This window comes from Bradyrhizobium sp. 191 (genome assembly GCF_023100985.1).
Lineage (GTDB): Bacteria > Pseudomonadota > Alphaproteobacteria > Rhizobiales > Xanthobacteraceae > Bradyrhizobium > Bradyrhizobium diversitatis.
In genome coordinates this window covers 7,412,711-7,437,587 of the sequence record NZ_CP064692.1, presented here as the reverse complement: position 1 = coordinate 7,437,587, position 24,877 = coordinate 7,412,711, and the positions used below count along the sequence as shown (strand labels likewise).

Genomic DNA, 24,877 nt, shown 5'->3' with positions numbered 1-24,877 from the left:
TATATCGTCAAGCGCTGCACGACAGTCGGAACTGAACCGGCGGAGCGGCTTGGTCCAACGGAGGTAACCCATGGCGGAAGTTGTCGTAATCGGAGCTGGTCTGAGCGGAACACTGATGGCCTATGAATTGCTGCCGCAGTTGAGAAAGGAGGACCGCCTCAGCGTCGTCTCGCAAGGCGCCGTCTATCATTTCGTCCCATCCAATCCTTGGGTCGCAGTCGGCTGGCGCAAGCGCGAAGAGATCGAGATTGATCTGGCGGACGTCATGAAGCGCAAAGGCGTGCGGCTGCTGACGCAGGGCGCAAGGCGCGTCCATCCGACCGAGAACCGTGTCGAGCTCGGCGACGGCACGTCGATCGACTACGATTACCTGGTTGTCGCGACCGGTCCCGAACTGGCGTTCGACGAGATTCCGGGTCTCGGGCCCCAAGGCCATACCCAGTCGATCTGCCACGTCGATCATGCCACGCATGCGCGCGAGGCCTTCGAGAAGCTCGCGGCGAACCCCGGCCCGGTCGTCATCGGCGCCGTGCAGGGCGCCTCCTGTTTCGGGCCGGCCTACGAATTCCTCTTCATCCTGGAGACGAAGCTGCGCCGGCGAAAGCTGCGCGACCGGGTGCCGATGACGTTCGTCACCTCGGAGCCGTATATCGGTCATCTCGGCCTCGACGGCGTCGGAGACACCAAGGGTCTCCTGGAAAGCGAGATGCGGGAGAAGCACATCAAGTGGATCACCAACGCCCGCGTCGACAACGTCGCCCCCGGCCTGATGTCGGTGGAGGAGTTTGCCGACGACGGCACGTCTCGCAAGGCCCACGAGCTGCCCTTCGCCTATTCGATGATGTTGCCCGCCTTCCGCGGCGTCGAGGCGGTGCGCGGCATCGAGAAGCTGACCAACCCACGTGGCTTCGTCGTCGTCGACAAGCACCAGCAGAACCCCGCCTTTCCCAATGTCTTCGCGGTCGGTGTCTGCGTCGCGATCGCGCCAGTCGGCGCGACACCGGTGCCGGTCGGCGTCCCCAAGACCGGATTCATGATCGAATCCATGGTGACGGCGACGGCGATGAATATCGGCGCCCTGCTTCGCCGCAAGGCGCCCACGGCAGAGCCGACCTGGAACGCGATCTGCCTCGCCGACTTCGGCGACTCCGGCGTCGCCTTCCTTGCGCAGCCGCAGATCCCGCCGCGAAACGTCAATTGGTCCTCCAAGGGAGAATGGGTGCATCTCGCCAAGGTCGCCTTCGAGAAATACTTCCTGCGCAAGATGCGGCGCGGCGAGAGCGAGCCGTTCTACGAGCGCTTCGTTCTCGACAAGCTGAACATCGCCAAGCTCAAGGAGGTCCGAACCGGCACATGAGCACGACACGCCAGATCGTCTGCGGCCGTTGCGGACGCATCAACCGCCTGCCTGCCGAACGCGCGCCGCAAGGTGCGCGTTGCGGCGCCTGTCACCAGCCGATGTTCACCGCTCATCCGATCGAGGTGGACGAGGAGGCCTTCAGCCGCCATGTCGCGAGCAGCGACATTCCCGTGCTGGTCGACGTCTGGGCACCGTGGTGCGGCCCGTGCCGCGCCATGGCACCGATGTTCGAGCGCGCCGCGCAGCAGCTGGAGCCGAACGTCCGGCTGTTGAAGCTCAACTCGGACAACGCACCTGCACTGTCGTCGCGCCTCAACATCAGCGGCATCCCGACCCTGCTGTTGATGCGCGGCGGCCGCGAGATCGCCCGCCATTCCGGGACGATGGATGCGCGCAGCATCGTCGCCTGGACTGAATCCAACCTGACCCGTTCGTAAGTCGCCAGATGAAAAGGAGCCTGCCATGAATGTCGATAAAGCCGTCCTCGCCTTTGCGGGATTCGTCGTCCTGCTCGGTCTCGTACTGGGCACCTATGTGAATGCGTATTGGTACCTGCTGACGGCGTTTGCCGGGCTGAACATGTTGCAGGCCTCGTTCACCGGCTTCTGCCCGGCGGCGATCGTGTTCAGGAAGCTGGGCCTGAGCAGCGGTTGCGCGTTCTCCTGAACGCGCAATCCGGCCTGTGATGCGGGGGAACTTGCCATGACGGACGACACCTTCATCGAGGGACCTCTCTACGAGAAGCGGAGGAAGGTCTATCCGCAGTCGGTCCACGGTCCTTTCCGCAGCATCAAATGGGCGATCCTCTGCGTCACGCTCGGGACCTACTATCTGTTGCCGTTCGTGCGCTGGAATCGCGGACCTGGTCTGCCCGACCAGGCCGTTCTGATCGACTTCCCGCATCGGCGCTTCTATTTCTTCTTCATCGAGCTGTGGCCGCAGGAGGTCTACTACTTCACCGGCCTGCTGATCATCGCGGCCATGACGCTGTTCCTGATGAACGCGGTCGCCGGCCGGCTGTGGTGCGGCTACATGTGTCCGCAGACGGTGTGGACCGACCTGTTCTATGCGGTCGAGCGCTGGGTCGAAGGCGACCGGCGCGAGCGCATGCAGGGCGACAAGAGCTACTGGACGTTCGGTCACATCCGGAAGGTTGCACTCAAGCACTTCCTCTGGATCGTGATCGCATGGTGGACCGGCGGCGCCTGGGTGCTCTATTTCGCAGATGCGCCGACGCTGGTGAAGGAGCTTGCGACCTTCCAGGCGCCCTTCATCGCGTATCTCTGGATCGGCATCCTCACCGCCACCACCTACGTCTTCGCCGGCCACGCCCGCGAGCAGATGTGCATCTACATGTGTCCGTGGCCGCGGATCCAGGCGGCGCTGACCGACGAATGGGCGCTCAACGTCACCTATCGCCGCGACCGCGGCGAGCCGCGCATGTCGGTGAAGAAGGCGGATGCTGCCCGCGCGCAGGGCAATCCCGCCGGCGATTGCGTCGACTGTCATCAGTGCATCAATGTCTGTCCGACCGGCGTCGACATCCGCCATGGCATCCAGTTGGGCTGCATCCAGTGCGGCCTGTGCATCGATGCCTGCGACAACGTCATGAGCGAGATCGGCCGGCCCAGCGGCCTGATCGGCTACGACACCGACATCAACATGCAGCGCCGGCGCGAGGGCAAGCCGCCGATCTACCGCATCATCCGTCCGCGCACCCTGGTCTATGCCGCAGCCATCGCCATCGTCGGCAGCATCATGCTGTACACGCTCGCCACACGCGCGACGATGGACGTCAACGTGCTGCACGAGCGCAATCCGCTGTTCGTCCAGCTCTCGGATGGCGGTGTCCGTAACGACTACACCGTCCGCATCCTCAACAAGGGCCCGCAACGATCGTTCGCGATCGAAGTCTCGGGCCTGCTCGGCGCGACCCTTCGCGTTGCGGGCATCGCGCCGAGTTCCGACGGCAAGCCCGTGGTCGAGGTCGGGCAGGATCAGACCAGCGAAGTCCGGCTGTCGGTGCAGGTCGGCCCGGCCGATCTGCCGAAGACCTCGCGCGACATCGATATCGCCATCACCGACACGGCCAGCGGCGAGTGCGCGGGTGCCCGTGACCATTTCGTCCCGGGTGACAAATAGCTACCCGGTAAGACATCGCCGGCACAGGGGAGGAATGGACGGTCAGGCCGCTCACGACCGGAACTGGAGACGCCAGGCGTCCGCCAACTCAAGCGAGCACCCGCTGCTCCCGCGCCATTGCAGGTCGGGTCGGAATGGCATCGCAGTCCCGTACCTCGTTCGTGATCACCTTGAAGCGCACGAGTTCCGCCTGGCCAAAGGCGGTCGAAATGGCGACGTCGGCTGCATCCCTGCCGCGTGCGATCACGACGCGGCCGATGCGGGGATGATTGTGCCGCGCGTCGAACGTGTACCAACGTCCGCCGATATAGGCTTCGAACCAGGCGCTGAAATCCATCGGCGCCGGATCCGGCGGCACGCCGATATCGCCGAGGTAACCGGTACAGTAACGGGCCGGGATGTTGATGCAGCGGCACAAGGTGACGGCGAGGTGCGCGAAGTCCCTGCAAACGCCGATACGCTCCTCGTGGCCTTCGGAAGCCGTCCGGTCGCTTCGCGCGAATTGATAGCCAAACTTGATATGGCCGTGAACATAGTCGCAGATCGCCTGGACGCGGCGCCAGCCGCCGCTGATGCGACCGAACGTCGACCAGGCCAGATCCGTCAGCCGCTGGGTGTCGCAATAGCGACTGCCCAGCAGATACACCAGCGCTTCGTCGGGAAGCCAGTCCAACGGGATCTGTTCGGCATGAGGCGCAACCTCGTCGGGCAACCCGCTATCCTCGATGATGAACTCGTTTCGAATGTTGATCTGACCGACAGGGGCGACGAGCCGCGTGCAGACGTTGCCGAACCCATCCTTGTAGTCCCTGAGCGCAACGTTCGGCGACACCCGGATGGCATGGTCGGTCAGAAGGTCGCCTTGCCTTGACGGATGAACGGTCAGCATCAGCACCATCGGCACGTCCTGAAAACAGTTGAACGCAATGTCGTAGCCTGCCCGGATCCTCAAGATCGTGTCCTCTCGCATCGCCATTGATGTCGATCGACAAGCCCCGCTGGGGATCATTGGTTCCGCGTGCGCTACCGCGCACCTGCTGAAATGCAAGGCACTTGTGCGGTGTGCACACACAATTGGGCTCTTGGAACCGATGCAGAAGCAGGCTCATATGGTGCGAGCCCGAGTACAACAGATGCCCCTCTATTCTGTCCACCACAGCACGACCTACCGCTACCGGCAGCCCGTCAGACTAGGACAGCACCAGTTGCTGTTTCGTCCGCGCGACAGCTTCGATCAGCGTCTGCTCGCATGCCGACTCGCAGTGCGCCCCGAACCGTCGGAAATCCGCTGGATCCACGATGTGTTCGGCAATTGCATAACCCTCGTCGATTTTGCCGCCCCGACCGACGTGCTGGAATTCGAGACCACCATCCGGCTGGAGCATACACCCGAGAACGCGCCGGATTTCCGGATCGAGCCATACGCTCGCGAGCATCCTTTCGCCTACGACGAGACCGAGTTGCCGGATCTTGCACCGTACATGCTCCGGCATCATTCCGGCGACGTCGCCGTCGACGACTGGTTGTCGAAGTTCATTGCGCCCTCGGCGAGCCGGCCGACGGGGCAACTGCTGATGACGCTCAACGAAGCGATCGCCGAAGGTTTCTCCTATCGGAGGAGAACCTCGCACGGCACGCAAACGCCCGCCGAAACGCTCGACCTGCAGCAGGGAACTTGTCGCGATTTTGCCCTGCTGATGATGGAGGCCGCCCGATCGCTCGGTTTTGCGGCCCGCTTCATCACCGGTTACGTCTACGTGCCGGACCGCGACGGCCCGACACGGCTGGGCGGAGGCTCGACCCACGCATGGTGCTCGATCTATGTGCCGGGTTCGGGCTGGGTCGAGTTCGATCCGACCAACGGGATTGTCGGAAACCGCGATCTGATCAGGGTCGGAGTTGCCCGCACGCCGGCGCAGGCGATTCCGCTCTCGGGGTCCTATTGGGGGGAGGCGGACGACGAGCTCGGCATGGAGGTCGCGGTCAACGTGAAGACGGAGACCGGCCCGGCGCCCGAGGAGACAGGCACGGCGGCGCCGGATCGGGCTGCGGTATCCTCAACGGGACGTTAACGGGACCGCTCGAATTGATTTTGTGGCCCAACGCTATTTTTCCAATCTTTGCGCTAAGGATGATCCCCTGGGACGGGCTTTGCCCGCGTAGACGGGGACGACGGACGTGGTCGACATCGCGCATCAGACAGCGGTCAATCCGGCATCGGCAAGGGATGCCGGCGCCGCACGCGCGCTCGTTCCGCTCACGGCGATCGACCCCGGTCAGTGGCGCGCACTCGCGCAGCGCGCGGTCGAGCCGAACGGATATTACCTGCCCGCCTGGGAGCTGGCTGTCAGTGCGAGCGCGCGCGGCCGCAGCAATGCCTCGGCACTGCCGGCATTCGATGGATCTTCGACGCGGCTGATCGGACTGATGCCGGTCATATCGCTGTGGCGCGCCTGGAAGATTCCCCTGCCCGCGCTGGCGAGCGCGCATCCCTACGGCACGCTGTGCAGCCCGCTGATCGACGGCGATGCGCCGATCGAGGCCGCCACGCGGCTGTTGCAGCAGGCGCGCGAGGCCGGCGCGCATGCGCTCGTGCTGACCGACGTCGCGCTCGACGGCGCGGCGATGAATTCGCTGAAGCAGGTCCTGGATCGCGCCGGCCTGAAGCCGCGAATCCTCTCCTCCTACATCCGCGCCAGCCTCGATGCGACACAGGATGGTGAGACGCTGCTGCGCGAGGCGCTCGGCGCCAAGAAGCTCAAGGAGCTGCGGCGCCAGCGCCATCGCCTGGAGGAGCACGGGCCCGTCGTGTTCGAGGTCGCGCGCAGGCCCGACGAGATCGGGCCGGCGCTCGAGACATTTCTGCAGCTCGAAGCGGGCGGCTGGAAGGGCAAGCGCGGCACCGCGCTGGTCCAGCATGCGGGCGATGCGACCTTCATCCGCCGCGCCGTCCCCGCGCTGGCAGAGACCGCGCAATGCGAGATCGTCACGTTGCGCGCCGGCACGACGCCGGTCGCCGCCGGCATCGTGCTGCGCCACCAGGACCGCGCCTTCTTCTTCAAGCTCGGCGTCGATGAACACTTCGCAAAATATTCGCCGGGCGTGCAACTCACCCTCGAGCTCACCCGCCACCTCTGCGCCGATCCTGCCATCGCCAGCGCGGACTCGACGGCGAGCGCCGATCACCCCATGATCAATCCGATCTGGCGCGGACGCTTCGCGATCGGCGATGTGCTGATCCCGCTGCGCCGGCACGATCCGATCGTGACGCTGGTTCACGCGGCGGTCGCGGCGCACGGCATCGCGTATGCAGCGGCGCGCCGCGCAGTTCGCCTGCTTCGTAGATAGACCAGCTACTCCGCCGCCTGCGCGTTGATCTCCGCCGAGACCTGGCGGATGGCGCGCGCGAGCAGGTTCGGATCCTGCGCACCGGAGACGGCGTATTTCTGCGCGAAGACATAGGTCGGAACGCCGGAGATACCCTTCTCGGCGGCTTCCTGCGCATCCGCCGAGACGCGCGCCACATCCTCGTCGGTGGCGAGGCGCTTGCGCACGTCGTCGGCATCGAGACCGACATCGGCGGCCGCCTGCACCAGCACGTTCACGTCGGTGAGATCGCCGCCGTCGCGGAAGTACAGCTCCATCAGGCGCTGCTTCATCTCGGGCGCCTTGCCGATCGCTTCCGCCCACAGGATGAGGCGATGGCAGTCGGTCGTGTTGGGCTGGCGTGCCACCAGCTCCGGCCTGTAGACGAGGCCCTCCTCGCCCGCGGCCGCGACGACGCGCCCCGCAATGCCCTTATAGGCCTCGACCGAGCCGAACTTCTGGGTGAGATAGTCTTCGCGGCTGATGCCCTCGCGCGGCACCCAGGGATTGAGGAAGAAGGGCCGGAAGTTGAGCTTGACGGGAACGTCGGGCACGAGCGCCAGCGCGCTCTCGATCCGGTGCTTGCCGATATAGCACCAGGGGCACACCACGTCGGAGACGACGTCGATTTGGAGCGGTTTCAGCGTGCTCATGTCAGCGCCTCCTTCGGGCAGGTCACGGGTTCGCCCAAAGATAAGCAGAACCCGCCCCGAGGCAAGAGCGCTACGTCATGGCTGCCGCTATCTGCTTCAGCCGTTCGGCCGTGCGCTCGTCGGCCGGAAAGAACGTCTCCAGCGCGAGCTCCGACAAGGTGATGTCCACGGGCGTGCCGAACACCATGGTGGTGGAGAAGAAACTAAGTATCTCGCCCTCGTGCCGCAGCTTGAAGGGGATGGCGACATTGTCGCTCGACAGCGGCGCCGAACGCGCCGGAATGGGATAGCTCTTCAGATCATTGTAGAGCTTGATCAGCTCGGGATCGGCCGTGGCCTCGCATTGGCGGTGCAGCCGCTCCAGCAGATGGCCGCACCATTCCGCGAGATTGACCGTGCGGGGCGCCAGCGCCTCGGGATGGAAGGCCAGCCGCAGCACGTTGAGGGGCTGGCCGAGCAGATGCGGCGGGACGCCTGCGAGCAGCGGTGCCACCATGCGATTGGCGGAGACCAGGTTCCAGTGCCGGTCCACCGCAAGCGCGGGGTTGGGCTCATGTGCTTTGAGCACGAGGTCGATCGCCCGGCGGGCTGATTTCAAGGCGGGATCCTCCAGCGTGCGCTGCGGGAACGCCGGCGCGTAACCGGCGGCGACCAGCAGCACGTTGCGTTCGCGCAAGGGCACGTCGAGCCGCTCGGCGAGCCTCAGCACCATGTCGCGCGAGGGCGCGGCGCGGCCGGTCTCGACGAAGCTCAGATGCCGCGCCGAGATCTCGGCTTCGCCCGCGAGATCGAGCTGGCTCATGCGGCGGCGCTGCCGCCATTCGCGCAAATGGTCGCCGATATGGACCGGCTGGCTGCGTTCGGTACGTGCCGTGGAAGCATGTGCGTTCATGGTCGAAAACCTAGCATGCGGATTTCGGCCCTTCCATTACCCGCGAGGTAATCGAATTGGGGCGCGGCCGCGCGCATCTTTGGTCGCAACAGGAGATGACCATGATCGCACTGCTGCTCTACCGCACCGTTGCAGACCACGTCCTGCCCTGGGCCATGGCATTCGCAACCCGGATGCTGGCGCGCAGCCTCAACATGCCGGAGCCGCTGGTGCATTCGACCGGCGACTATGTCGTCGCCCGGGTCATCGCCTTCGAGCACGGCGTCGGCAGGAGCCTCTGCCCGTTCCGTCTCGCCCGCCTGCTCCGCGCCTGGTGGCGCGGTCGGCGTTGAGTTCCACCCCGAGCCCACCCCCACCGAGGAGACCCAAGATGATCGAAGCCTCCACCTTCCTGCGCCGCGCACTTCTCGCCGACGCCGTCTTCAGCGGCATCGCCGCGCTCGGCTTCACCTTCGGTGCAGGCGCGTTCGCGACACTGTTCAATCTGCCCGAAGCATTACTGCTCGAAGCCGGCCTGTTCCTGATCGCCTACACCGCGCTGGTCGGCTGGCTCGCCTCGCGCGCCTCCGTGCCGAGACTGCTCGTCCTGCTGGTCGTCGTCGGCAATGCGGCCTGGACGGTCGGCAGCATCGCCCTGCTGCTCTCTGGCGCGGTGTCACCGAACCTCGCCGGCGAGCTCATGGTCGTCGCGCAAGCCATCGCCACTGGCGTGTTCGCCGAGCTGCAATATGTCGGATTGCGGAAGAGCGGAAGCGTGGTGGCAGCGTGAGGCCACGTGTCATCGTCGCCCGGCCCGGCCGGGCGACGACAGTATTCAAGAGACAATCAACCCATGCGGACAAGCTGCGGCGTGCAGGATGGTTCGGTCCCGGCTCCGTGACACCTGAGCAGGCGACGTGGGCTTGTTATGCCCTTGCGCGACCGACCTTGCCGGAGAAGTGCTTGCCGTTCAGCTTCTTCTTTTTCGCCGTGCTCTTCGGGGCCGCCTTGGCTTCCGTGCGCACCTTCACCTTGGCGCGTTCGGCCCGCGCCTCGGCGCGCAGCTTCTTGCGCTTCCTCTCGCAGGAGTCGCATTTGCAGCCGATCGGCTTCAGATAGGCTTTGAAATAGTCGGTGCCGTAGTCGTAGTTGATCTCCTCGCCCGGCTCGATGTTCTTGATGGCGCGGATGAAGACCTTGCGCTCGCGCGGCCGGACGTCGGATTCGGCGTTGGGCCGGCAGGAATGGTTGATGTAGCGGGCGAGGTTCTTGCGCACCGACCCGTCGATGGTCCAGCGGCCGTTGAGCTCGAACAGATATTTGTTCTCGATCTCGTCCTGCTCGGGAATCTTGGAATCTAGGATCGGTCCGAAATAGCGGATGATCCGGGTGCCCTTCTTGATCGGCTTGGTGGCGAAGAGGCCGAGCCCAGTCTTGGAACGGCCGACGCGATAGGGTTTGTTCGAGGATGTGGCTGGCATGATCAGGAGTACGAAGGCGCGAACGAGGCTGGAGGAGCCCAAGCGAGCCGCTCTTCTAGAACGATTCCGTGCCGCTGTCAGGTGTCTGGCGGTGCTGTTTGAACCTTGCCCACAATCAAGGCGTCTGATGGTACGAAGTTCCAGCTGCCTCGAAGTGTCATCATGATCCGCATGACTGCCCCATCGCTCACCGCGCTGCTGATCTGCGCCGGCCTCGGCTGCGCTAACGCCCAATCCGTGGGCAGCAGTTACACCTCGACGGCGCCGAAGGACTGCCGCCAGGTCGGCAAGCCCAGCGACCTCGACGGCAGCACCACCCGGGTGTGTCCGGGCAAGGACGGGCTCGTAGTGCTGATCGCCGAGGATGATCTGCGCGAGACCGTCTCCGTCGGCCGCGATCGCAAGCAAGCGGCGGAGGAACCGGCAGCCGACGTCTGGTTCGTGCCGTTCAACTCATCGGAAAGCACCGTCGAATGGCGCACTGCCGGCGAAAAGCCGTTCGCGATCATCCAGCGCTGGCACATCGCGGACAACGCCGATCCCGACAGGCAGGGACGGCCGAAGACCAAGGCCATGCTGGTGGTGACCCGGCTGCCGCCGGGCCCGGTCTGCCACGTCGCCTATGTCGATGGGATCGCCAACCCGACCGCCAATGAGCTCGCCCGCAAGGCCGCGGACGATTTCGCCCGGGGCTTCACGTGCGGAAAGGACAAGGTGAAGATCATCGGCACAAGCGGGCGCGCCGTCGAGCTGGCCACGATGCGCTAGCCTCTCGCCCTGGCGAGGCGATGGACGCCTCGCCATGGCGAGAGTTGCGTTGGGATCAGGGGCCCGTCGGCTTGCCCGTGATCGGCGCCGTCAGCATCGCCTCGAGCAGGCGTTCGGCAGTCGTCCCCTCGGGCAAGCGACCGAGGATGTCCTCGAGCCGCCCGTCGAGCAGCAGCATCGTGAAGCCGTGCACCATCGACCAGGCGCGCGCGATCGCCGCGCCCTGCGTCAGCGTCAGCGCGTCTTCGCTGATCTGCTCCTGCCGCATCATGCCGATCGCATTGGCAAGCCCCGCGAAGGAGGCCTCGGCGGCCTCATGCAGCGACGGCCTCGAATAGTCGAGCCGTTCGGTGCGGAACATGATGCCGTACATGCCGGGATGCGCCTGCGCATAGGCGACATAGGCTTTCGGCCTCGCCAGCGCGCGTTCGAGCGGCGTTGTGGCGGCATCGCAGGCCGACGCCATCGCGGCGTTGAACTGGCGGAAACCGACGGCGGCGAGTTCGCTGAGCAGCCCGGTGAGATCGCCGAAATGATGCGTGGGCGCGGCATGCGAGACGCCCGCCTCGCGCGCCACCGCGCGCAATGTCAGGCCGGCGAGCCCGTCGCGCTCGAGCACCCGTTCGGCGGCCCTGAGCAGCGCCTCGCGCAGGGCCCCGTGATGATAGGGTGTCTCGGTCCTCGCAGCCGCCGGGCGCCGTGCGGGACGTGCCTGCCCCTTCGCTGCCGACGATGTCTTTCTCGGAGTGCGCGGGTTACGCGCGGTTTCGCTCTTGCCCATGGGACAAGCTATATGACGCAATATTGACAGTGTAAAGATTTCGCTTGACCGGAACGGCAATCGGTATTATCTGATCTTTACGATGTAAAGATAGGGAGCAACGCCGTGGAGCAGGTCGCCGAGCGCCGCAACAATATCGCACCGATCCCGTTCGAGGCCGACGCACCCTTCCTCAAGATCGTCGGCGAATTGCCGCGCGAGCTGAACGGCACGCTCTACCGCAACGGGCCCAATCCGCAATTCGAGTCGCCCGGCGCGCACTGGTTCGTGGGCGACGGCATGCTGCACGCCTTCCATCTCGAAAACGGCCGCGCAAGCTATCGCAACCGCTGGGTCCGCACGCCGAAATGGCTCGCCGAGCACGATGCCGGCCGGGCCCTGTTCGGCGGCTTCGGCCGCAAGCTGCCGGATGCACCGGCCAACCTCACCGATGGTGGCGTCGCCAACACCAACATCATCTTCCATGCCGGCAAGCTGCTCGCGCTGGAAGAAGCCCACCTGCCCACGGAGATCGAGCCGGGCACGCTGGCGACGCGCGGCTATCACAACTATCAGGGCCACGTCGCCGGCAGTTTTACCGCGCATCCGAAGATCGATCCCGTCACCGGCGAACTGGTGTTCTTCGGCTACAATGCAGCGGGACCGTTGACGCCTGCCCTCTCCTATGGAGCGATCGACGCATCCGGCAAGGCGACGCGCTTCGAGCGCTTCGAGGCGCCCTATGCCAGCATGGTGCACGATTTCATCGTCACCGAAAACCATGTGCTGTTTCCGATCCTCCCGATCACGGGCAGCATGGAGCGCGCGATGAGCGGACGGCCGCCCTATGCCTGGGAGCCGGACAAGGGCGCCTATGTCGGCGTGATGAAGCGCAGCGGCGCCGCCAAGGACATCGTCTGGTTCCGTGCCGAAGCCTGCTACGTCTTCCACGTCATGAATGCGTGGGAAGACGGTGACCGCATCGTCGCAGACGTCATGCAGTTTGAGGAAGCGCCGCTGTTTCCGCATCCCGATGGCCGCCCGACCGATCCGGAGAAGTCGCGGGCCCGACACTGCCGCTGGACGTTCGATCTCGCAGGCAATACCGACCGCTTCCAGCAGACATACCTTGACGATCTCACCGGCGAATTCCCCCGCATCGACGACCGCCGCGCCGGACTGAAAAACCGACACGGCTGGTACGCCTGCGCCAATCCAAAACTACCGATGTTCGGCGCGCTCTCCGGCATCGTCCATGTCGACGGCAACGGCCGAAGGCTCGGCCATTACCTGCTGCCGGCCGGCGACACCATCTCCGAGCCTGTTTTCGTCGAACGATCCAAGGATGCCGCCGAAGGCGACGGCTGGCTGCTCGCGGTGGTTTGGCGCGCAAGGGAGAACCGCAGCGATCTCGCCGTGTTCAATGCCACCGACATCGAGGCCGGCCCGGCGGCCTTGGTGCAGCTCGGCCACCGCGTCCCCGACGGCTTCCACGGCAATTGGGTCGGCGCGGCCTAGCCCTCGTCATTCCGGTCCGTGCCACTTGGCGCGAACCGGGATGACGGACAAGGAGTTTTCCATGCACATGCCCTCGATCACCGCAGGCGCACTTGTCCTCCTCGCCCTGACCGGCGCTGCGCTCGCATTCCAGCTGATCCGGCTGCGGCGAAGCCGCCATACCGTCTTCGACGGCAGCATCCTGCTCTGCCTCGGTCTGCTGACCGCCGCCACACTGCCGCTCCTGCCCTGGGCTGAATTGGCCGAAACGGCATTGGACCAGGTCGTTGCTGCCCTTCACCTCTTGGAGGTGACCTACGTCATATTGACGCTGTAAAGGTTTGCTTGACCCGGCATCGCCGTGCAATACGCGCTCGACGCGGTGCCGGCCTGCCGCTCTGGTCGAGCCTTGCGGTGGACTTTGCCGCCCGCAACAGTGCGACCTGGTTCACAAAGGGGTATCCCGAGTATCGCAAGATCAAGTACGGTACGCCCGCCCGCGCATTGCCCGACACACCCTGAACAGGATTGACGATGAAGGACGTATTCGCCCGTCTCGGCTCAGATCTCTTCTCCGCCATCCTCTTCCTGGTCATCTATCTCGTCACCGACAACGTCATCCTTGCGACATCGGTGGCGATCGCCGGCGCGGTTGCGCAGGTGGTCCATGCCCGCATCAAGGGTCAGCAACTCAATTACATGACCTATGCCAGCCTCGCCCTCGTCGTCGGGCTGGGCGGGATCACGCTGCTGACCAACGATCCCCGCTTCATGATGGCCAAGCCTTCGATCGCGCATTTCGCGATCGGCCTCATCATGCTCAAGCGCGGCTGGATGCTGCGCTACATGCCGCCGCTCGTCACCGAGACCGTTCCGGAATATGTGACGGCTGCGGGCTATGCCTGGGCCGTGCTGATGTTCGTGATCGGCGGCGGCATGATCGTGGTCGCCTCCACGGGCGATCTGAAGCTGTGGGCGTTCTACCTCACGGTGGTCGCCGGCGGCGGCAAGATCCTGGCCTTCGCCGTGCAGTATGTCGTTCTCAGGCTCATCGTCACCAGCCGCCGGCGCGCCGCCGCCCGCGCCTGATTGACCGATCGCAGGGTTAGGCAGGACCTGCGAGTTGGGCTATAGGCTCGCTTAAGGACGGCCGCGGATCGTCGCGGACCGCCGAGATTTGTTCGGGAGACGGGAATGGCCGTGGACGGCAATTGGAATCTGACCATGACGACGCCGATGGGCGAACAGCAGGCGACGCTGAGCCTGAAGGCTGCGGGCGGCACGCTCACGGGCACGCTGGGCGCGCAAGGTAACACCACCGAGATCTTCGACGGCACCGCCTCCGGCGACAACGTCTCGTGGAAGGCCTCGATCGACAAGCCGATGCCGCTCACCCTCGAATTCACCGGCACGGTCTCCGGCGACAGCATCAGCGGCGAGATGGGCATCGGCCCGATGGGCAGCTTCCCGTTCACGGGTGCGCGGGCGTAACGCACGCTGCGCCGATGCGTATGCTTCGTTTCATCGCGGCGGCAATCCTGTGTGTCGCGACACAAGCGGCGCGCGCGGATGACAGCGAACCGGCGTGGCGCGCGAGCGCGCTCGCTTTGGTGCCGGCAGGCTATGTTGCCGGCACCGCCTATCGAACCGAAGGCTCGACCGGCTATCTCGCGGTCTACCCCGCAACATCGAACGATCCCAAGACACCGGCAAGCGCCTTTGCGGCGCGCCAGGCTCTGGTCGTCACGCTGACGGCGGATGGGACGCGGGCGACGTCAGGCGAGCTGAAGCCGCGCCCCGACCCGGATCCCGACAGCGACGACAGCGATTTTGCAAGGCTGCACGCCGAGCTGGCCGCCAAGCGTTCGACGCTGCCTGCTGGAACCGAGCCCTGCGATCTCGGCGCCTGGTCCATCGACAAGGACCCGGGCGGCCTCAACGTGCGTGCCGAGCCGTCGGTCAAGGCGCGCGTGCTCGGCACGCTGCCGCCGCCCTATCGGCTGAAGCTCGGCGGCGCCGAGAACACGCCCGAGGGCGGCTGGCTCACCGAATTCCGCATCATCGGCTTCAAGGACGGCTGGTTCCTGATCGAAGGCGCGAAGCCACCCGGCAAGGACTACGAGGACGAGAAGCGATATCCGCGCAGCGCACCGAAGCCCTATGCCGGACGCGGCTGGATCGCCTCGAACAAGGTCGGTGCGGCCTATGCCAATGGCGCCACGCGCATGGGCGGGCTGTTCCAGGCGCCCTTCGCCGATGCCAAATGGATGCCGGCCCAGCGCGAGCTCGGCGGAGCGCTCGACACCGACGGCGGCCCGAGGCGCCTCTTGGCCTGCAGCGGCTTGTGGGGTCTCGTCGAGAGCCACGACGGCGTCCGAGGCTGGTGGCGCGCGCTGTGCTCCAACCAGGTCACGAATTGCAGTTGAGTGTTCTCCCAAGCCCCGCTTGCGGGGAGAGGGTTGGGGTGAGGGGGAGTCTCCGCAAGGACGGAGAGAGTTGGACTCGTGGAGAGTCCCCCTCACCCGGATTGCATCTTCGATGCAATCCGACCTCTCCCCGCAAGCGGGGCGAGGTGAGGAGGCCCTAGCCCAAATTCAACTCCTTGAAGAAGTCGTTGCCCTTGTCGTCGATGATGATGAACGCCGGGAAGTCGACGACCTCGATGCGCCAGATCGCTTCCATGCCGAGTTCGGGATATTCGAGCACCTCGACCTTCTTGATGCAGTGCTCGGCGAGGTTCGCGGCGGCGCCGCCGATCGAGCCGAGGTAGAAGCCGCCGTACTTCTTGCAGGCCTCGCGCACGGCGGGGGCGCGATTGCCCTTGGCCACCATCACCATCGAGCCGCCGGCGGCCTGGAACTGGTCGACGAAGGAGTCCATGCGGCCTGCCGTGGTCGGGCCGAACGCGCCGGAGGCGTAGCCTTCCGGCGTCTTGGCGGGGCCGGCGTAGTACACCGGATGGTTCTTGAAGTAGTCCGGCAGCGGCTCGCCCTTCTCCAGCCGCTCGCGCAGCTTGGCATGCGCGCTGTCGCGCGCGACGATCATGGTGCCGGTCATCGAGACGCGGGTCTTGATCGGGTGCTTCGAGAAGGTCGCCAGAATATCCTTCATCGGCTGGTTGAGGTCGATCTTGACGACCTCGCCGCCAAGCGCCTGTTCGACCTCGGGCAGATATTGCGCCGGATTGTGCTCGAGCTCCTCGAGATAGACGCCGTCCCTGGTGATCTTGCCGAGCACCTGGCGATCGGCCGAGCAGGACACGCCAAGCCCGATGGGAAGCGATGCGCCGTGGCGCGGCATGCGGATCACGCGCACGTCATGGCAAAAATATTTCCCGCCGAACTGTGCGCCGACGCCGAGGCTTTGCGTCATCTTGTGGATTTCCTTCTCCATCTCGACGTCGCGGAAGGCGTTGCCGTCGGGCGAGCCGTGCGTCGGCAACGCGTCGAGATAGCGGGCCGAGGCCAGCTTCACCGTCTTCATGCAGAGCTCGGCCGAGGTGCCGCCGATCACGATGGCGAGGTGATAGGGCGGGCACGCGGCGGTGCCGAGCGTGAGGATCTTCTCCTTGAGGAACGCGAGCAGCCGGTCCTTGGTCAGCACCGAGGGCGTGGCCTGGAACAGAAAGCTCTTGTTGGCGGAGCCGCCGCCCTTCGCCATGAACATGAACTTGTAGGCGTCGTCGCCCTCGGCGTAGATCTCGCACTGCGCCGGCATGTTGTTGGCGGTGTTCTTCTCCTCGTACATCGAGAGCGGCGCGACCTGTGAGTAGCGCAGATTGCGGCGCAGGTAAGCGTCGCGCGCGCCTTCCGACAGCGCCGCCTCGTCGTCACCGTCGGTGATGACGTTGCAGCCTTTCTTGCCCATGATGATCGCGGTGCCGGTGTCCTGGCACATCGGCAGCACGCCGCCGGCCGCGATGTTGGCGTTCTTCAGGAAGTCGAGCGCAACGAACTTGTCGTTCGGGCTCGCCTCGCCGTCCTCCAGGATCGCGCGGAGCTGCTTCAGATGACCGGGCCGCAGGTAATGGTTGATGTCGCCAAAAGCCGCCTCCGACAGCGCGCGCAGCGCCTCGCGCGACACCACCAGCATGTCCTTGCCAAGGACCTTCTCGACCCTGACGCCCTCGGACGAAATCTTCTTGTAAGGCGTCTCGTCCTTGCCCAGCGGGAACAGCGGGGTGTGCTTGTAGGGCGGAACGGGCTTGGACTGATCGGGAAAGGCGGTGGGAGCGTTCATGGGGCGGATCTCGGGGTTTCGGGGCCTCGCGGGCCTCCAGGCATAGAAGGGTTCTAAGCGCATTTTGGCCAGAAAAGAAAGGGAGCGGTGCGCATGGGAGAGGCTGGCCGGGCTCGGGAAGGCATTGGCACACCTCGTGGAAATGCCTCTGCCGCCCTTGCGCTTCGGGCCCGCCGACGCTTGAATGCGCGAGCTAAGGGCCTTTTTCATCATGACATTGAACTTGAACGTCCGCGGCGCGATCCTGGTCGCCGCCGCCATCGCCGGCCTTGTGGCCCTCGTCTCTCCCGCGCGCGCCGACCGCTGCGACGACAGCGCCAAGGAGCTGGCGAACCAGGTCGATCGCCTGAAGGTGAATTTCCGCGCCGCCAATGTCGTCTACATGACGCATCCGGCGGCCAAGGAGCTCTCCGTGAGTTGCCGCGGCGACAAATATTCGATCGAGCTCTATGCCAAGGGTGATCGCAAGCCCAAGCCGGAGTTCTATGCGCTGGTGGGATCGATGGCCGCGATCGTCTTCACCGTGACGAAGGACGACACGACGACGGGCGCGACACGCTGCCTGAAGCGGATGGGCCTGCTCCGCGGCGACAAGGTCAGCATGCGCTATCGCCGGCTCAACATGGAATGCACCCGCAGCAAGACGGAGGCGTCAATCGCGATCACGCGCGGCAAGGACGAATAGGGCGGCATACTCCTCGCTCTTGCTGCGGGCGCGGCGCAGCTGGCGCGCTAATAGCTGGCCACGTACTCCGTCATTGCGAGCGCAGCGAAGCAATCCAGAAATCTGTCCGCGGAGACAGTCTGGATTGCTTCGTCGCATCAGCGCAAAATTGCTACGCAATTTTTTCGCGAGCTCCTCGCAATGACGGGGAGAGGCCTCGTCGTCTCCTTGTTTGCACCGCGCAGATGAGACCTATACGCGGCATTCACCGCACCAATTCCTCGCATTTTAGCGATTGCCTTGAAGGAAATTTCGCTCCTCGCAGGGCAGGCTGAATTGTTTCCATATGTGAGGATTTGCGGATGAAGGTTTCCACCGTGGCGCCGCCGCCGATCGCGATCGTGGTCCCTAACTACGACACGACCAAGCAGCAGGACGACCAGACCAAGGTGAAGGACGAGGATCCGACCTTCAAGCCGCAGCCGCCCGCGCCGCTGCCGCCGGGTCAGGGCACGCGGATCGATCAACTCGCCTGACCAGGCTTGCCAAAGCTGAAGCGCCCGATCCGGTCGATCGGGCTTTTCGCGCGGTCGGCCGCATCTTTGCCGGATAGCTGCACCAATATCGTGCGCCGCTCGCCCGGGACCTGCGCATGATCGCACGCCTGCTGTTGCAGAACACGGTCTTCGTCGTCGCCATGGGCGCGGTGCTGTTCGCATGCGCCGGAACACTGCATTGGCCGTCGGCCTGGACGTTCCTCGCCGCCTCCGCATTCCTCGGCCCGCTCTGCGGCTGGTGGCTCTACCGGATCGATCCGGCGCTGCTGGCCGAACGTCTGCGGCCGGTGCTGCAAAAGGATCAGCCCGCGGCCGACAAGATGTTCATGGCCGTCTTCGTCGTCGTGATGCTGGCCTGGCTGGTCGTGATGGGGCTTGACCGGCGCTTTCAATCCTCCGACATGCCGACTGCGTTGCAGGCGCTCGGCCTCGCGCTGTTCCTGGCCTCGACACTGTTCACGATGTGGGTCTTCCGCGAGAATTCGTTCGCCGCGCCCGTGGTGAAGCTGCAAACCGAGCGCGCGCAGCACGTGATCTCGACCGGTCCCTACGCCCATGTCCGTCATCCCATGTACAGCGGCCTGGTGCTGTTCTTCGCCGGCGTGCCGTTGCTGCTGGGGTCGTGGTGGGGACTTGCGATGATGCCGCTCTTCATCGCCTTGCTCGCGGTCCGCATCCCCATCGAGGAGCGCACGCTGCGCGAGGGCCTGCCTGGCTATACCGATTATGCGGCACGGGTGCGCTACCGCCTCGTGCCCGGCGTCTGGTGAGGGCTGATCCTTTTCCGGTCCGAACCGCTAACCGTCCAGCTCGCGGTAGCGGCGGAAGATGCCCTGCTCGTTGAAGGGAATGCGGCGCTCGCTTTCGAGATAGGCCTTGATGTTCGGCCGCGCGGCGATGCGGTCGTGCAGACCGACTAGGCCCGGGACATCCGCTTCGAACGCCTTCATGCGCCTGGGGAAGGCATAACGCAGCCCGTCAACGATCTGGAATAGCGAGAGATCGACGTAGGTCAGGCGGCGACCGGTGACATAGGTGCCGCCGCTCCCGTCGAGAAGCCGCTCGAAATAGCCGAGATATTTCGGTACGCGCTCGTCCCAGAAGTCGGCCGTGCGCTTCTTCGCCGGTGCCTTCTGGTCCTCATAATAGAGCGAGGGTCCGAGCGGATGATGGGTGTCGTGGATCTCGACGACGAAGTCCGTGATCGTGAGCTGAAGCTGGTGCACCCAGAGCCTGCCGGCTTCCGTCTTCGGCGCAAGCCCATGGCGGGCGCCGAGATAGAGCAGGATGTTGGCGGTCTGGCCGATGACGAGCTTGCCTGCTTTCAGGAACGGCGGCGCAAAGGGCGGCGTGCCCTCGTGCGCGTCCATCATCTTCATCATCGCGGCAGTCCCGCGCGGACCGCGCGCGACATCGACGTAAGCGGCCCCCGCCTCCTCCAGCGCCAGCCGCACATATTCGCCGCGGCCCTGGATCTCGGGCCAGTAATAGAGCTCGTATTTCATGGGAGGGGTCCGTGAGCGTGAAGACTTACGAACCAATGTAGCATGCCGCTCGGGGTTCCGTCAGAGTGAGACGGAGGGTTCGCGCAACACACTCTTCATTGCGAGCGCAGCAATCCAGACTGCCTCTGCGGAAAGACTCTGGATTGCGTCGTCGCAAGGGCTCCTCGCAATGACGGGGGACAGAACTCCGTGCCTCAATTCGCCGCGAAGCAGTACAGCAGCCCGTCGCCGCCGGTGCTCTTCAGATCGGCCTGCGAGCAGCCGCCGTCTGGACCGCGCGAGGGGTGAGAGCTGTTCCAAGATTTCGAGGGCTCGTCGTCGCGCAGGCCCCGGCGATCGGCATGGCCGACCATCGCGGCGCCTTGCGTGCTCGATGTCCAGTTCTTGCAGGTGCGATCGTCCGGCCCGGCAAACGCGGTGCCGTCGGCCTGCGATCCCGTGAGGATGTCGTGCCGGTTCGGCTGGTCGCCGGCACCATTGATGACCTCACCCTTCTCGCTGAGCGCGGTCTGCTTGGTGAGGTTGTTGGCGGCGCCGTGCAACTCGGCGACGTCCTTGGCGATCACCGTGCCCTTGGCATTCTGCCAGGGCCCCTTGCCGATGCGGTCCCTGGCGTTGATCGCCGGCTTGCCGTCGGCGGGCTGCGTCGAGAGATAAGCGCGCCAGGTCTTGCTGCCGGCGCCGGCGGCTTGTGCAAGCTTCTGGCATTGCGCGTCGGCACCTTCGAGGCCACCGAAATCGGCGCCCTTGCCCGGCCCGTTGGAGGTTACGAAGAAGGTCATGTCGGCCGACTGCGCTTGCGCCGATGGCGTCGCCAGCAAAGCCATTGCGAGCGCCAGGCCTGAAATCGTTGCGGATCTCTCGATGCGGATCATGCTGTCCTCCCGTCTTGCTTGTCGTTAACCGCCTCATGTCAACCCGACACGCGGCCGCTTATTCCGATGCAGCGAGGCGAGGAGCTCAAAGAAAAGGGCGCCGTGCGGAACGCACGACGCCCTGGTTCCTCATGTGGCGAGCGATCAGTTGGTCTGCTGGATCGCCGACAACTCCCAGCCGCTGCCCGGCCTGCGGGCAAACGTCCAGATCTCGGTGGCCTCGCCCGGCTGCTCGCTGCCGGCGACGATTGCGCCGGTGTTGCGGTCGGCCGTCTTGTCGGTGAGCGCGAAGCGCAGCGCCACCGTGGCGTACTCGGTCTCGCCTTCCCGCCAGGCTTCCGCGAGGTCGCCCTGCAGCAGCTTGACGCCGGTCACCTTGTTGACGACGTTGCGTGCACGGTTCTGGGCAAGGTCCTGCTCGAAATAGGAGACCATTTCCGGCGTCGCGAGCGTGTGCAGCTTGGCCACGTCCTCGTTCGACCAGGCGGTCTGAACCTCGCCGAGCAGGCGCTCGAACGCCTCATAGTCGTCCGGCTTGATCTCGAGCGGCGCGTTGTTGGCACCGAAGCCGAAGCCGCCGAGGCCGCTGCCAAGGCCGCCACCGAGACCGCTACCGAGACCGCTGCGATAGCTCGTCTGCGGTCCGGGCGCGGCGCCTGCATCAGCATTTGCATTGGCATAAGCCGCCCGCGGGGCGTGACGGCGCTGCCACCACGACATCGCCAGCCGCACCACCAGCACAACGAGCGCGATCTGGATGATCAGGCCGAGGATCGAGGACAGGCCGCCGAGGCCGCCGAACAGGCCGCCGCCGAACAGCATGCCGAGGAGGCCTGCGCCGAGGAAGCCGGCCGCAAGGCCGCCCATGAAGCCGCCGGCCCGGCCGAACATGCCGCCGCGCGCAGGCGCGGAAGCCGCCGAGTTCATGCCTGCGCCGGGCTGGGTGTAGGTGCGGTTGAACTGCGAGGTCGAGCCCGGCGCGGTCGTGGTCGACGGCGGCGCCGAATAGGAGCGCGTACCGCGCGAACCGGACGACATGCCGCCACCCGCGCGGGCGTCGGCCGACGAGATCGTCAGCGCGGTCGGCAGCGCAAGCGCCAGCACGACGGCGATCGTGTTGAAGAGTTTCCGGGAGCGAAGCGAGAAAGTCATGTGCGTTTCCCAAATCCCCGGCATGGGGACGTGCGCTTAAGATGGGCAGACTTCCCGAAAAGTGAAGCCGGTTTCGGAGCCTGCGACTGCGGCCCTCAGTCGCGGGGATGTGGCAAAAGCCCATATTTGGCGAGGGCTTGGCCGGATCTGGCAAGGAACCGCGGTCGTCGGTTACCGGCGGGTTCGGAGCGGAATTTCAGCTTTCTCGCGCATCGTTGCGAAGCGCAACTCTATCCACCGTCATTGCGAGGACCCCTTACGAGGAAGCCATCCAGGATCTTTCCGTGGAGGCAGCCTGGATTGCTTCGCGGAGCCTGACATCGAGCCGCGCTTCGCGCGGACCCGGTGGCTCGCAATGACGGAGAATGCGGGAACGGCGTAGCGCCTCTTGCCCTCATCCCTGCTTGGTCATCGTCTCCTTCACGGCTGCCACGAGCTGGCTGAGCGTGAACGGTTTTGGCAGGAAGTCGAACTGCTGGCCTTCGGGCAGGCTCTTCTCGAACGCGTCCTCGGCATAGCCCGAGACGAAGATGAACTTGATGTCGGGGTTCTTTTCCCGCATCGCCTTCAGCAGCGTCGGGCCGTCCATCTCGGGCATGACGACGTCGGAGACGACGAGATCGATCGCCCCGCTCTGCTCCTCCAGCACCTCCATGGCCTCGACGCCGTTCTCGGCCTCGACCACGGTGTAGCCGCGCGAGCGCAGGCCGCGGGCGTTGAGCGCGCGCAGGCCCTCCTCATCCTCGACCAGCAGGATGGTGCCCTGCCCGGTGAGATCGGTGCGCGGCTTGGCCTCGGCGGGCGCGGCCTCCTTCGCGGCGCCGCCGGTCGCGCTGGCCGCGGCTGCGGGCTGCTCGACCTGCACGTCCTGCTCGGCGTGATGGCGCGGCAGGAAGATATGGAACGAGGTGCCCTGCCCCGGCTCGGAATCGACATAGATGAAGCCGCCGGTCTGCTTGACGATGCCGTAAACGGTGGAGAGCCCGAGGCCGGTGCCCTTGCCCACTTCCTTCGTCGAGAAGAACGGCTCGAAGATCTTGTCGCGGATGTCGGCGGGAATGCCGGTGCCGGTGTCGGCGACCTCGATCCGGACATAGTCCGCGGCCGGCATGCCCTTGTAGGCGAGCTTGCCCGCGTCCTCGGTGGTGACGTTTGCGGTCCGGATGATCAGCTTGCCGCCATCAGGCATGGCGTCGCGCGCGTTCACCGCCAGGTTGACGATCACCTGCTCGAACTGGGAGACGTCGACCTTCACCGGCCAGAGGTCGCGGCCGTGGACGAGGTCGAGCTTGACCTTCTCGCCGATCAGCCGGCGCAGCAGCATGGTGAGATCGGACAGCGCATCGCCGAGATCGAGCACCTGCGGCCGCAGCGTCTGCCGCCGCGAGAACGCCAGCAGCTGCCGCACCAGCGTCGCGGCGCGCGTCGCGTTCTGCTTGATCTGCATGATGTCCTGGAACGACGGGTCGGTCGGCTTGTGCGCGTTCAGCAGGAAGTCGTTTGCCATCATGATGGCGGAGAGCACGTTGTTGAAGTCGTGGGCGATGCCGCCGGCGAGTTGGCCGACCGTCTCCATCTTCTGCGACTGGTTGATCTGGTTCTCCAGCGCGCGCCGCTCGGTGGTCTCGAGCATGTGCACGATGGCGGCTTCCGCCTCGGTCTCGGCCGAATCGACCGGCGTCACGAAGAACTGGCCCCAGCGCTCCTTGGCCCCTTCCAGTGCCACCTCGACCGGCGCGATGTCGGCCTTGCCTTCGGCCGCCTGGTTGATGGCCGCGATCAAAAGCTGCCGGTCGCGCGAGCTGACCGCGCGGAAGATCGACTTGCCGGCGCTGTCGAGCCCGAGCGCCTGTCCGAGCTTGGCATAGCGCGCATTGGCCCGCACGACGTTGCCGGCGCGATCGACGGTCGCGATCGCCATCGGCGTGTGGTCGAAGAAGCGCATGAAGCGCACTTCGGCGGCGCGGTCGGGGTCGCTGCGCTCGTCGCGGGCGCGGCTGATCACGAGCGTGCGCGACGGCCCCGGCGCGCCGTCGGCGCCGAAGGCGAGCTTGTGATAGAGCCGCACCGGCATGGTCTTGCCGGTGCGCATGCGCAGGTCGATGTCGAAGACTTCGGTCTTCACCTCGCCCGGCACCGCCACGATGGAGGTGAGCAGCGAGGCGCCGTCGCCGGAGACGATGTCGGTGAGCTTGAGGCCGCCCGAACCGATCTCGGCGAGATCGTAGTCGAGCCAGTTCGCCAGCGTCGCATTGACGTAGGCGAGCTCGCCGGCCGGATTGACCGAGAAGAAGCCGCACGGCGCGTGATCGAGATATTCGATCGCGTGCTGGAGCTCCTGGAACACATCCTCCTGGCGTTCGCGGTCTCGGGTGATGTCGGCAATCGACCACACCGCGTATTTCGCCTCGCGCTTTCCGGTGCCGAGCGGGCGCACACGCATGCGCAGCCAGCGGCCCTGGTTGCCGTCATGGCCGGAGATACGCACCTCTTCCTGCTGCCGCTTGCCCTCGCGGGCGGCCTTGAGCAGCCGGAACACGGCTTCCGAGACGTCGGGGTTGCCGATGAAGACGCGCTCGACGGGGCGCACGTCCTGCGGGCCGGTGGCGCCGGTCAGCGTCAGATAGGCGGCATTGGAATAGACCACGTGTCCGCGCGCATCGGTGACTGCGAGCCCGTCGAAGGCGTGATCGGAGATGTGGCCAATGATGGGATCGTCGAGATTGCGGTCCGCGAAGCGGATGATGCCGGCGGCGAAGGCGAACAGGTTGAACAGGCCGACCATCGCCAGCACGGCGAGGATGCCCAGGATATAGGGCTGCGCCTGCGCGCGCCCGAGCGTCATCAGGCCGACGGCGACCGCGACGAGGCCGGCGGCCACCAGCAGCACCAGCGCAATGCTGCCCGAGCGCGGCGACGGCTCGTGCGCCGCAACGGGCTCGCGTGTGAGGTCGTGGTCGGTCTCAGCAGTCATATCGAGCTGGCGC

At 65.5% G+C, this 24,877-nt stretch carries 27 protein-coding genes; 17 read left to right on the top strand and 10 right to left on the bottom strand.

The window, feature by feature from the left end; all coding sequences use genetic code 11:
- Positions 1-70 precede the first annotated feature (70 nt).
- Genes IVB23_RS34820 through ccoG form a run of 4 tightly spaced genes read left to right on the top strand, consistent with a single transcriptional unit; the run spans position 71 to position 3,502 of the window.
- On the top strand, positions 71-1,357 hold the full coding sequence (locus IVB23_RS34820) for an FAD-dependent oxidoreductase (RefSeq protein WP_247801516.1): 1,287 nt from the start codon (positions 71-73) through the stop codon (positions 1,355-1,357).
- Positions 1,354-1,797: a thioredoxin TrxC gene (gene trxC, locus IVB23_RS34815; protein ID WP_061883000.1), complete on the top strand. Its 444-nt coding sequence runs from the start codon at positions 1,354-1,356 to the stop codon at positions 1,795-1,797. Before IVB23_RS34820 ends, trxC begins: the two co-directional genes overlap by 4 nt.
- Before the next feature lie 25 nt (positions 1,798-1,822).
- Positions 1,823-2,026: a DUF2892 domain-containing protein gene (locus IVB23_RS34810; protein WP_061883001.1), complete on the top strand. Its 204-nt coding sequence runs from the start codon at positions 1,823-1,825 to the stop codon at positions 2,024-2,026.
- Positions 2,027-2,062: 36 nt separating this feature from the next.
- On the top strand, positions 2,063-3,502 hold the full coding sequence (ccoG, locus tag IVB23_RS34805; RefSeq protein ID WP_247801514.1) for a cytochrome c oxidase accessory protein CcoG: 1,440 nt from the start codon (positions 2,063-2,065) through the stop codon (positions 3,500-3,502).
- 88 nt (positions 3,503-3,590) lie between these two features.
- On the opposite strand, the gene IVB23_RS34800 is transcribed toward ccoG, so the two are convergent.
- Positions 3,591-4,454, bottom strand: coding sequence for a transglutaminase family protein (locus IVB23_RS34800; protein WP_197967309.1), 864 nt, complete (start codon positions 4,452-4,454; stop codon positions 3,591-3,593).
- Between the two features lie 181 nt (positions 4,455-4,635).
- Between IVB23_RS34800 and IVB23_RS34795 the strand changes: the two genes are divergently transcribed.
- Both IVB23_RS34795 and IVB23_RS34790 read left to right on the top strand, forming a co-directional pair.
- A complete protein-coding gene (locus tag IVB23_RS34795; RefSeq protein ID WP_247805016.1) occupies positions 4,636-5,574 on the top strand; it encodes a transglutaminase family protein in 939 nt (312 codons plus the stop codon).
- 106 nt (positions 5,575-5,680) lie between these two features.
- A complete protein-coding gene (locus IVB23_RS34790) occupies positions 5,681-6,850 on the top strand; it encodes a GNAT family N-acetyltransferase (protein ID WP_247801513.1) in 1,170 nt (389 codons plus the stop codon).
- Positions 6,851-6,855: 5 nt separating this feature from the next.
- Here the strand turns inward: IVB23_RS34790 and IVB23_RS34785 are convergent, their stop codons facing one another.
- Both IVB23_RS34785 and IVB23_RS34780 read right to left on the bottom strand, forming a co-directional pair.
- Positions 6,856-7,521, bottom strand: a complete 666-nt coding sequence (locus tag IVB23_RS34785) for a DsbA family oxidoreductase (RefSeq protein ID WP_247801512.1) — start codon at positions 7,519-7,521, stop codon at positions 6,856-6,858.
- 70 nt (positions 7,522-7,591) lie between these two features.
- On the bottom strand, positions 7,592-8,413 hold the full coding sequence (locus tag IVB23_RS34780) for a helix-turn-helix transcriptional regulator (RefSeq protein ID WP_247801510.1): 822 nt from the start codon (positions 8,411-8,413) through the stop codon (positions 7,592-7,594).
- A gap of 101 nt (positions 8,414-8,514) precedes the next feature.
- Here IVB23_RS34780 and IVB23_RS34775 point away from each other — a divergent pair, with 101 nt between their 5' ends.
- Positions 8,515-8,745, top strand: coding sequence for a hypothetical protein (locus IVB23_RS34775; RefSeq protein WP_124163159.1), 231 nt, complete (start codon positions 8,515-8,517; stop codon positions 8,743-8,745).
- 38 nt (positions 8,746-8,783) lie between these two features.
- A complete protein-coding gene (locus IVB23_RS34770; RefSeq protein WP_247801509.1) occupies positions 8,784-9,182 on the top strand; it encodes a hypothetical protein in 399 nt (132 codons plus the stop codon).
- A gap of 136 nt (positions 9,183-9,318) precedes the next feature.
- Here the strand turns inward: IVB23_RS34770 and IVB23_RS34765 are convergent, their stop codons facing one another.
- Positions 9,319-9,873: an SET domain-containing protein gene (locus IVB23_RS34765; protein ID WP_247805015.1), complete on the bottom strand. Its 555-nt coding sequence runs from the start codon at positions 9,871-9,873 to the stop codon at positions 9,319-9,321.
- Positions 9,874-10,035: 162 nt separating this feature from the next.
- On the opposite strand from IVB23_RS34765, the gene IVB23_RS34760 reads away from it, so the two are divergent.
- Positions 10,036-10,641 carry a hypothetical protein gene (locus IVB23_RS34760; protein WP_247801508.1) on the top strand — a complete coding sequence of 202 codons (606 nt, stop codon included), beginning with the start codon at positions 10,036-10,038 and terminating at the stop codon, positions 10,639-10,641.
- 55 nt (positions 10,642-10,696) lie between these two features.
- On the opposite strand, the gene IVB23_RS34755 is transcribed toward IVB23_RS34760, so the two are convergent.
- Positions 10,697-11,422, bottom strand: a complete 726-nt coding sequence (locus IVB23_RS34755) for a TetR-like C-terminal domain-containing protein (RefSeq protein WP_247801507.1) — start codon at positions 11,420-11,422, stop codon at positions 10,697-10,699.
- A gap of 105 nt (positions 11,423-11,527) precedes the next feature.
- On the opposite strand from IVB23_RS34755, the gene IVB23_RS34750 reads away from it, so the two are divergent.
- The 5 genes from IVB23_RS34750 (at position 11,528) to IVB23_RS34730 (ending at position 15,324) form a co-directional block, all read left to right on the top strand.
- Positions 11,528-12,919 carry a carotenoid oxygenase family protein gene (locus tag IVB23_RS34750; RefSeq protein WP_197967301.1) on the top strand — a complete coding sequence of 464 codons (1,392 nt, stop codon included), beginning with the start codon at positions 11,528-11,530 and terminating at the stop codon, positions 12,917-12,919.
- A gap of 61 nt (positions 12,920-12,980) precedes the next feature.
- Positions 12,981-13,235 (top strand): hypothetical protein, encoded by a 255-nt coding sequence (locus tag IVB23_RS34745; protein WP_247805014.1) that lies wholly within the window; start codon positions 12,981-12,983, stop codon positions 13,233-13,235.
- A 197-nt stretch (positions 13,236-13,432) separates the two neighbouring features.
- Entirely contained in the window at positions 13,433-13,987 is a 555-nt protein-coding gene (locus tag IVB23_RS34740; RefSeq protein ID WP_247801506.1) for a septation protein IspZ, read from the top strand.
- A gap of 105 nt (positions 13,988-14,092) precedes the next feature.
- Positions 14,093-14,389 (top strand): hypothetical protein, encoded by a 297-nt coding sequence (locus IVB23_RS34735; RefSeq protein WP_131871360.1) that lies wholly within the window; start codon positions 14,093-14,095, stop codon positions 14,387-14,389.
- Between the two features lie 14 nt (positions 14,390-14,403).
- The gene (locus IVB23_RS34730; protein WP_247801505.1) at positions 14,404-15,324 is read left to right on the top strand and encodes an SH3 domain-containing protein; all 921 of its coding nucleotides are present in this window, start codon (positions 14,404-14,406) and stop codon (positions 15,322-15,324) included.
- A gap of 157 nt (positions 15,325-15,481) precedes the next feature.
- On the opposite strand, the gene IVB23_RS34725 is transcribed toward IVB23_RS34730, so the two are convergent.
- Complete coding sequence (locus IVB23_RS34725; protein ID WP_197967298.1) at positions 15,482-17,137, bottom strand: fumarate hydratase; 1,656 nt, start codon at positions 17,135-17,137, stop codon at positions 15,482-15,484.
- Between the two features lie 211 nt (positions 17,138-17,348).
- Here IVB23_RS34725 and IVB23_RS34720 point away from each other — a divergent pair, with 211 nt between their 5' ends.
- The 3 genes from IVB23_RS34720 (at position 17,349) to IVB23_RS34710 (ending at position 19,128) form a co-directional block, all read left to right on the top strand.
- The gene (locus tag IVB23_RS34720; protein ID WP_061883074.1) at positions 17,349-17,822 is read left to right on the top strand and encodes a hypothetical protein; all 474 of its coding nucleotides are present in this window, start codon (positions 17,349-17,351) and stop codon (positions 17,820-17,822) included.
- A 341-nt stretch (positions 17,823-18,163) separates the two neighbouring features.
- Positions 18,164-18,337 carry a hypothetical protein gene (locus tag IVB23_RS34715; protein WP_194393053.1) on the top strand — a complete coding sequence of 58 codons (174 nt, stop codon included), beginning with the start codon at positions 18,164-18,166 and terminating at the stop codon, positions 18,335-18,337.
- 116 nt (positions 18,338-18,453) lie between these two features.
- Positions 18,454-19,128 carry an isoprenylcysteine carboxylmethyltransferase family protein gene (locus tag IVB23_RS34710; protein WP_247801504.1) on the top strand — a complete coding sequence of 225 codons (675 nt, stop codon included), beginning with the start codon at positions 18,454-18,456 and terminating at the stop codon, positions 19,126-19,128.
- A gap of 27 nt (positions 19,129-19,155) precedes the next feature.
- Here IVB23_RS34710 and IVB23_RS34705 read toward each other — a convergent pair whose 3' ends face one another.
- The 4 genes from IVB23_RS34705 to IVB23_RS34690 form a co-directional block, all read right to left on the bottom strand.
- Positions 19,156-19,863 carry a glutathione S-transferase gene (locus IVB23_RS34705; RefSeq protein WP_061883016.1) on the bottom strand — a complete coding sequence of 236 codons (708 nt, stop codon included), beginning with the start codon at positions 19,861-19,863 and terminating at the stop codon, positions 19,156-19,158.
- A gap of 194 nt (positions 19,864-20,057) precedes the next feature.
- On the bottom strand, positions 20,058-20,738 hold the full coding sequence (locus tag IVB23_RS34700) for a lectin (protein WP_247801503.1): 681 nt from the start codon (positions 20,736-20,738) through the stop codon (positions 20,058-20,060).
- 144 nt (positions 20,739-20,882) lie between these two features.
- On the bottom strand, positions 20,883-21,914 hold the full coding sequence (locus IVB23_RS34695) for a Tim44 domain-containing protein (protein WP_247801502.1): 1,032 nt from the start codon (positions 21,912-21,914) through the stop codon (positions 20,883-20,885).
- A 370-nt stretch (positions 21,915-22,284) separates the two neighbouring features.
- Positions 22,285-24,864 carry a PAS domain-containing protein gene (locus IVB23_RS34690; RefSeq protein WP_197967294.1) on the bottom strand — a complete coding sequence of 860 codons (2,580 nt, stop codon included), beginning with the start codon at positions 24,862-24,864 and terminating at the stop codon, positions 22,285-22,287.
- Positions 24,865-24,877 lie beyond the last annotated feature (13 nt).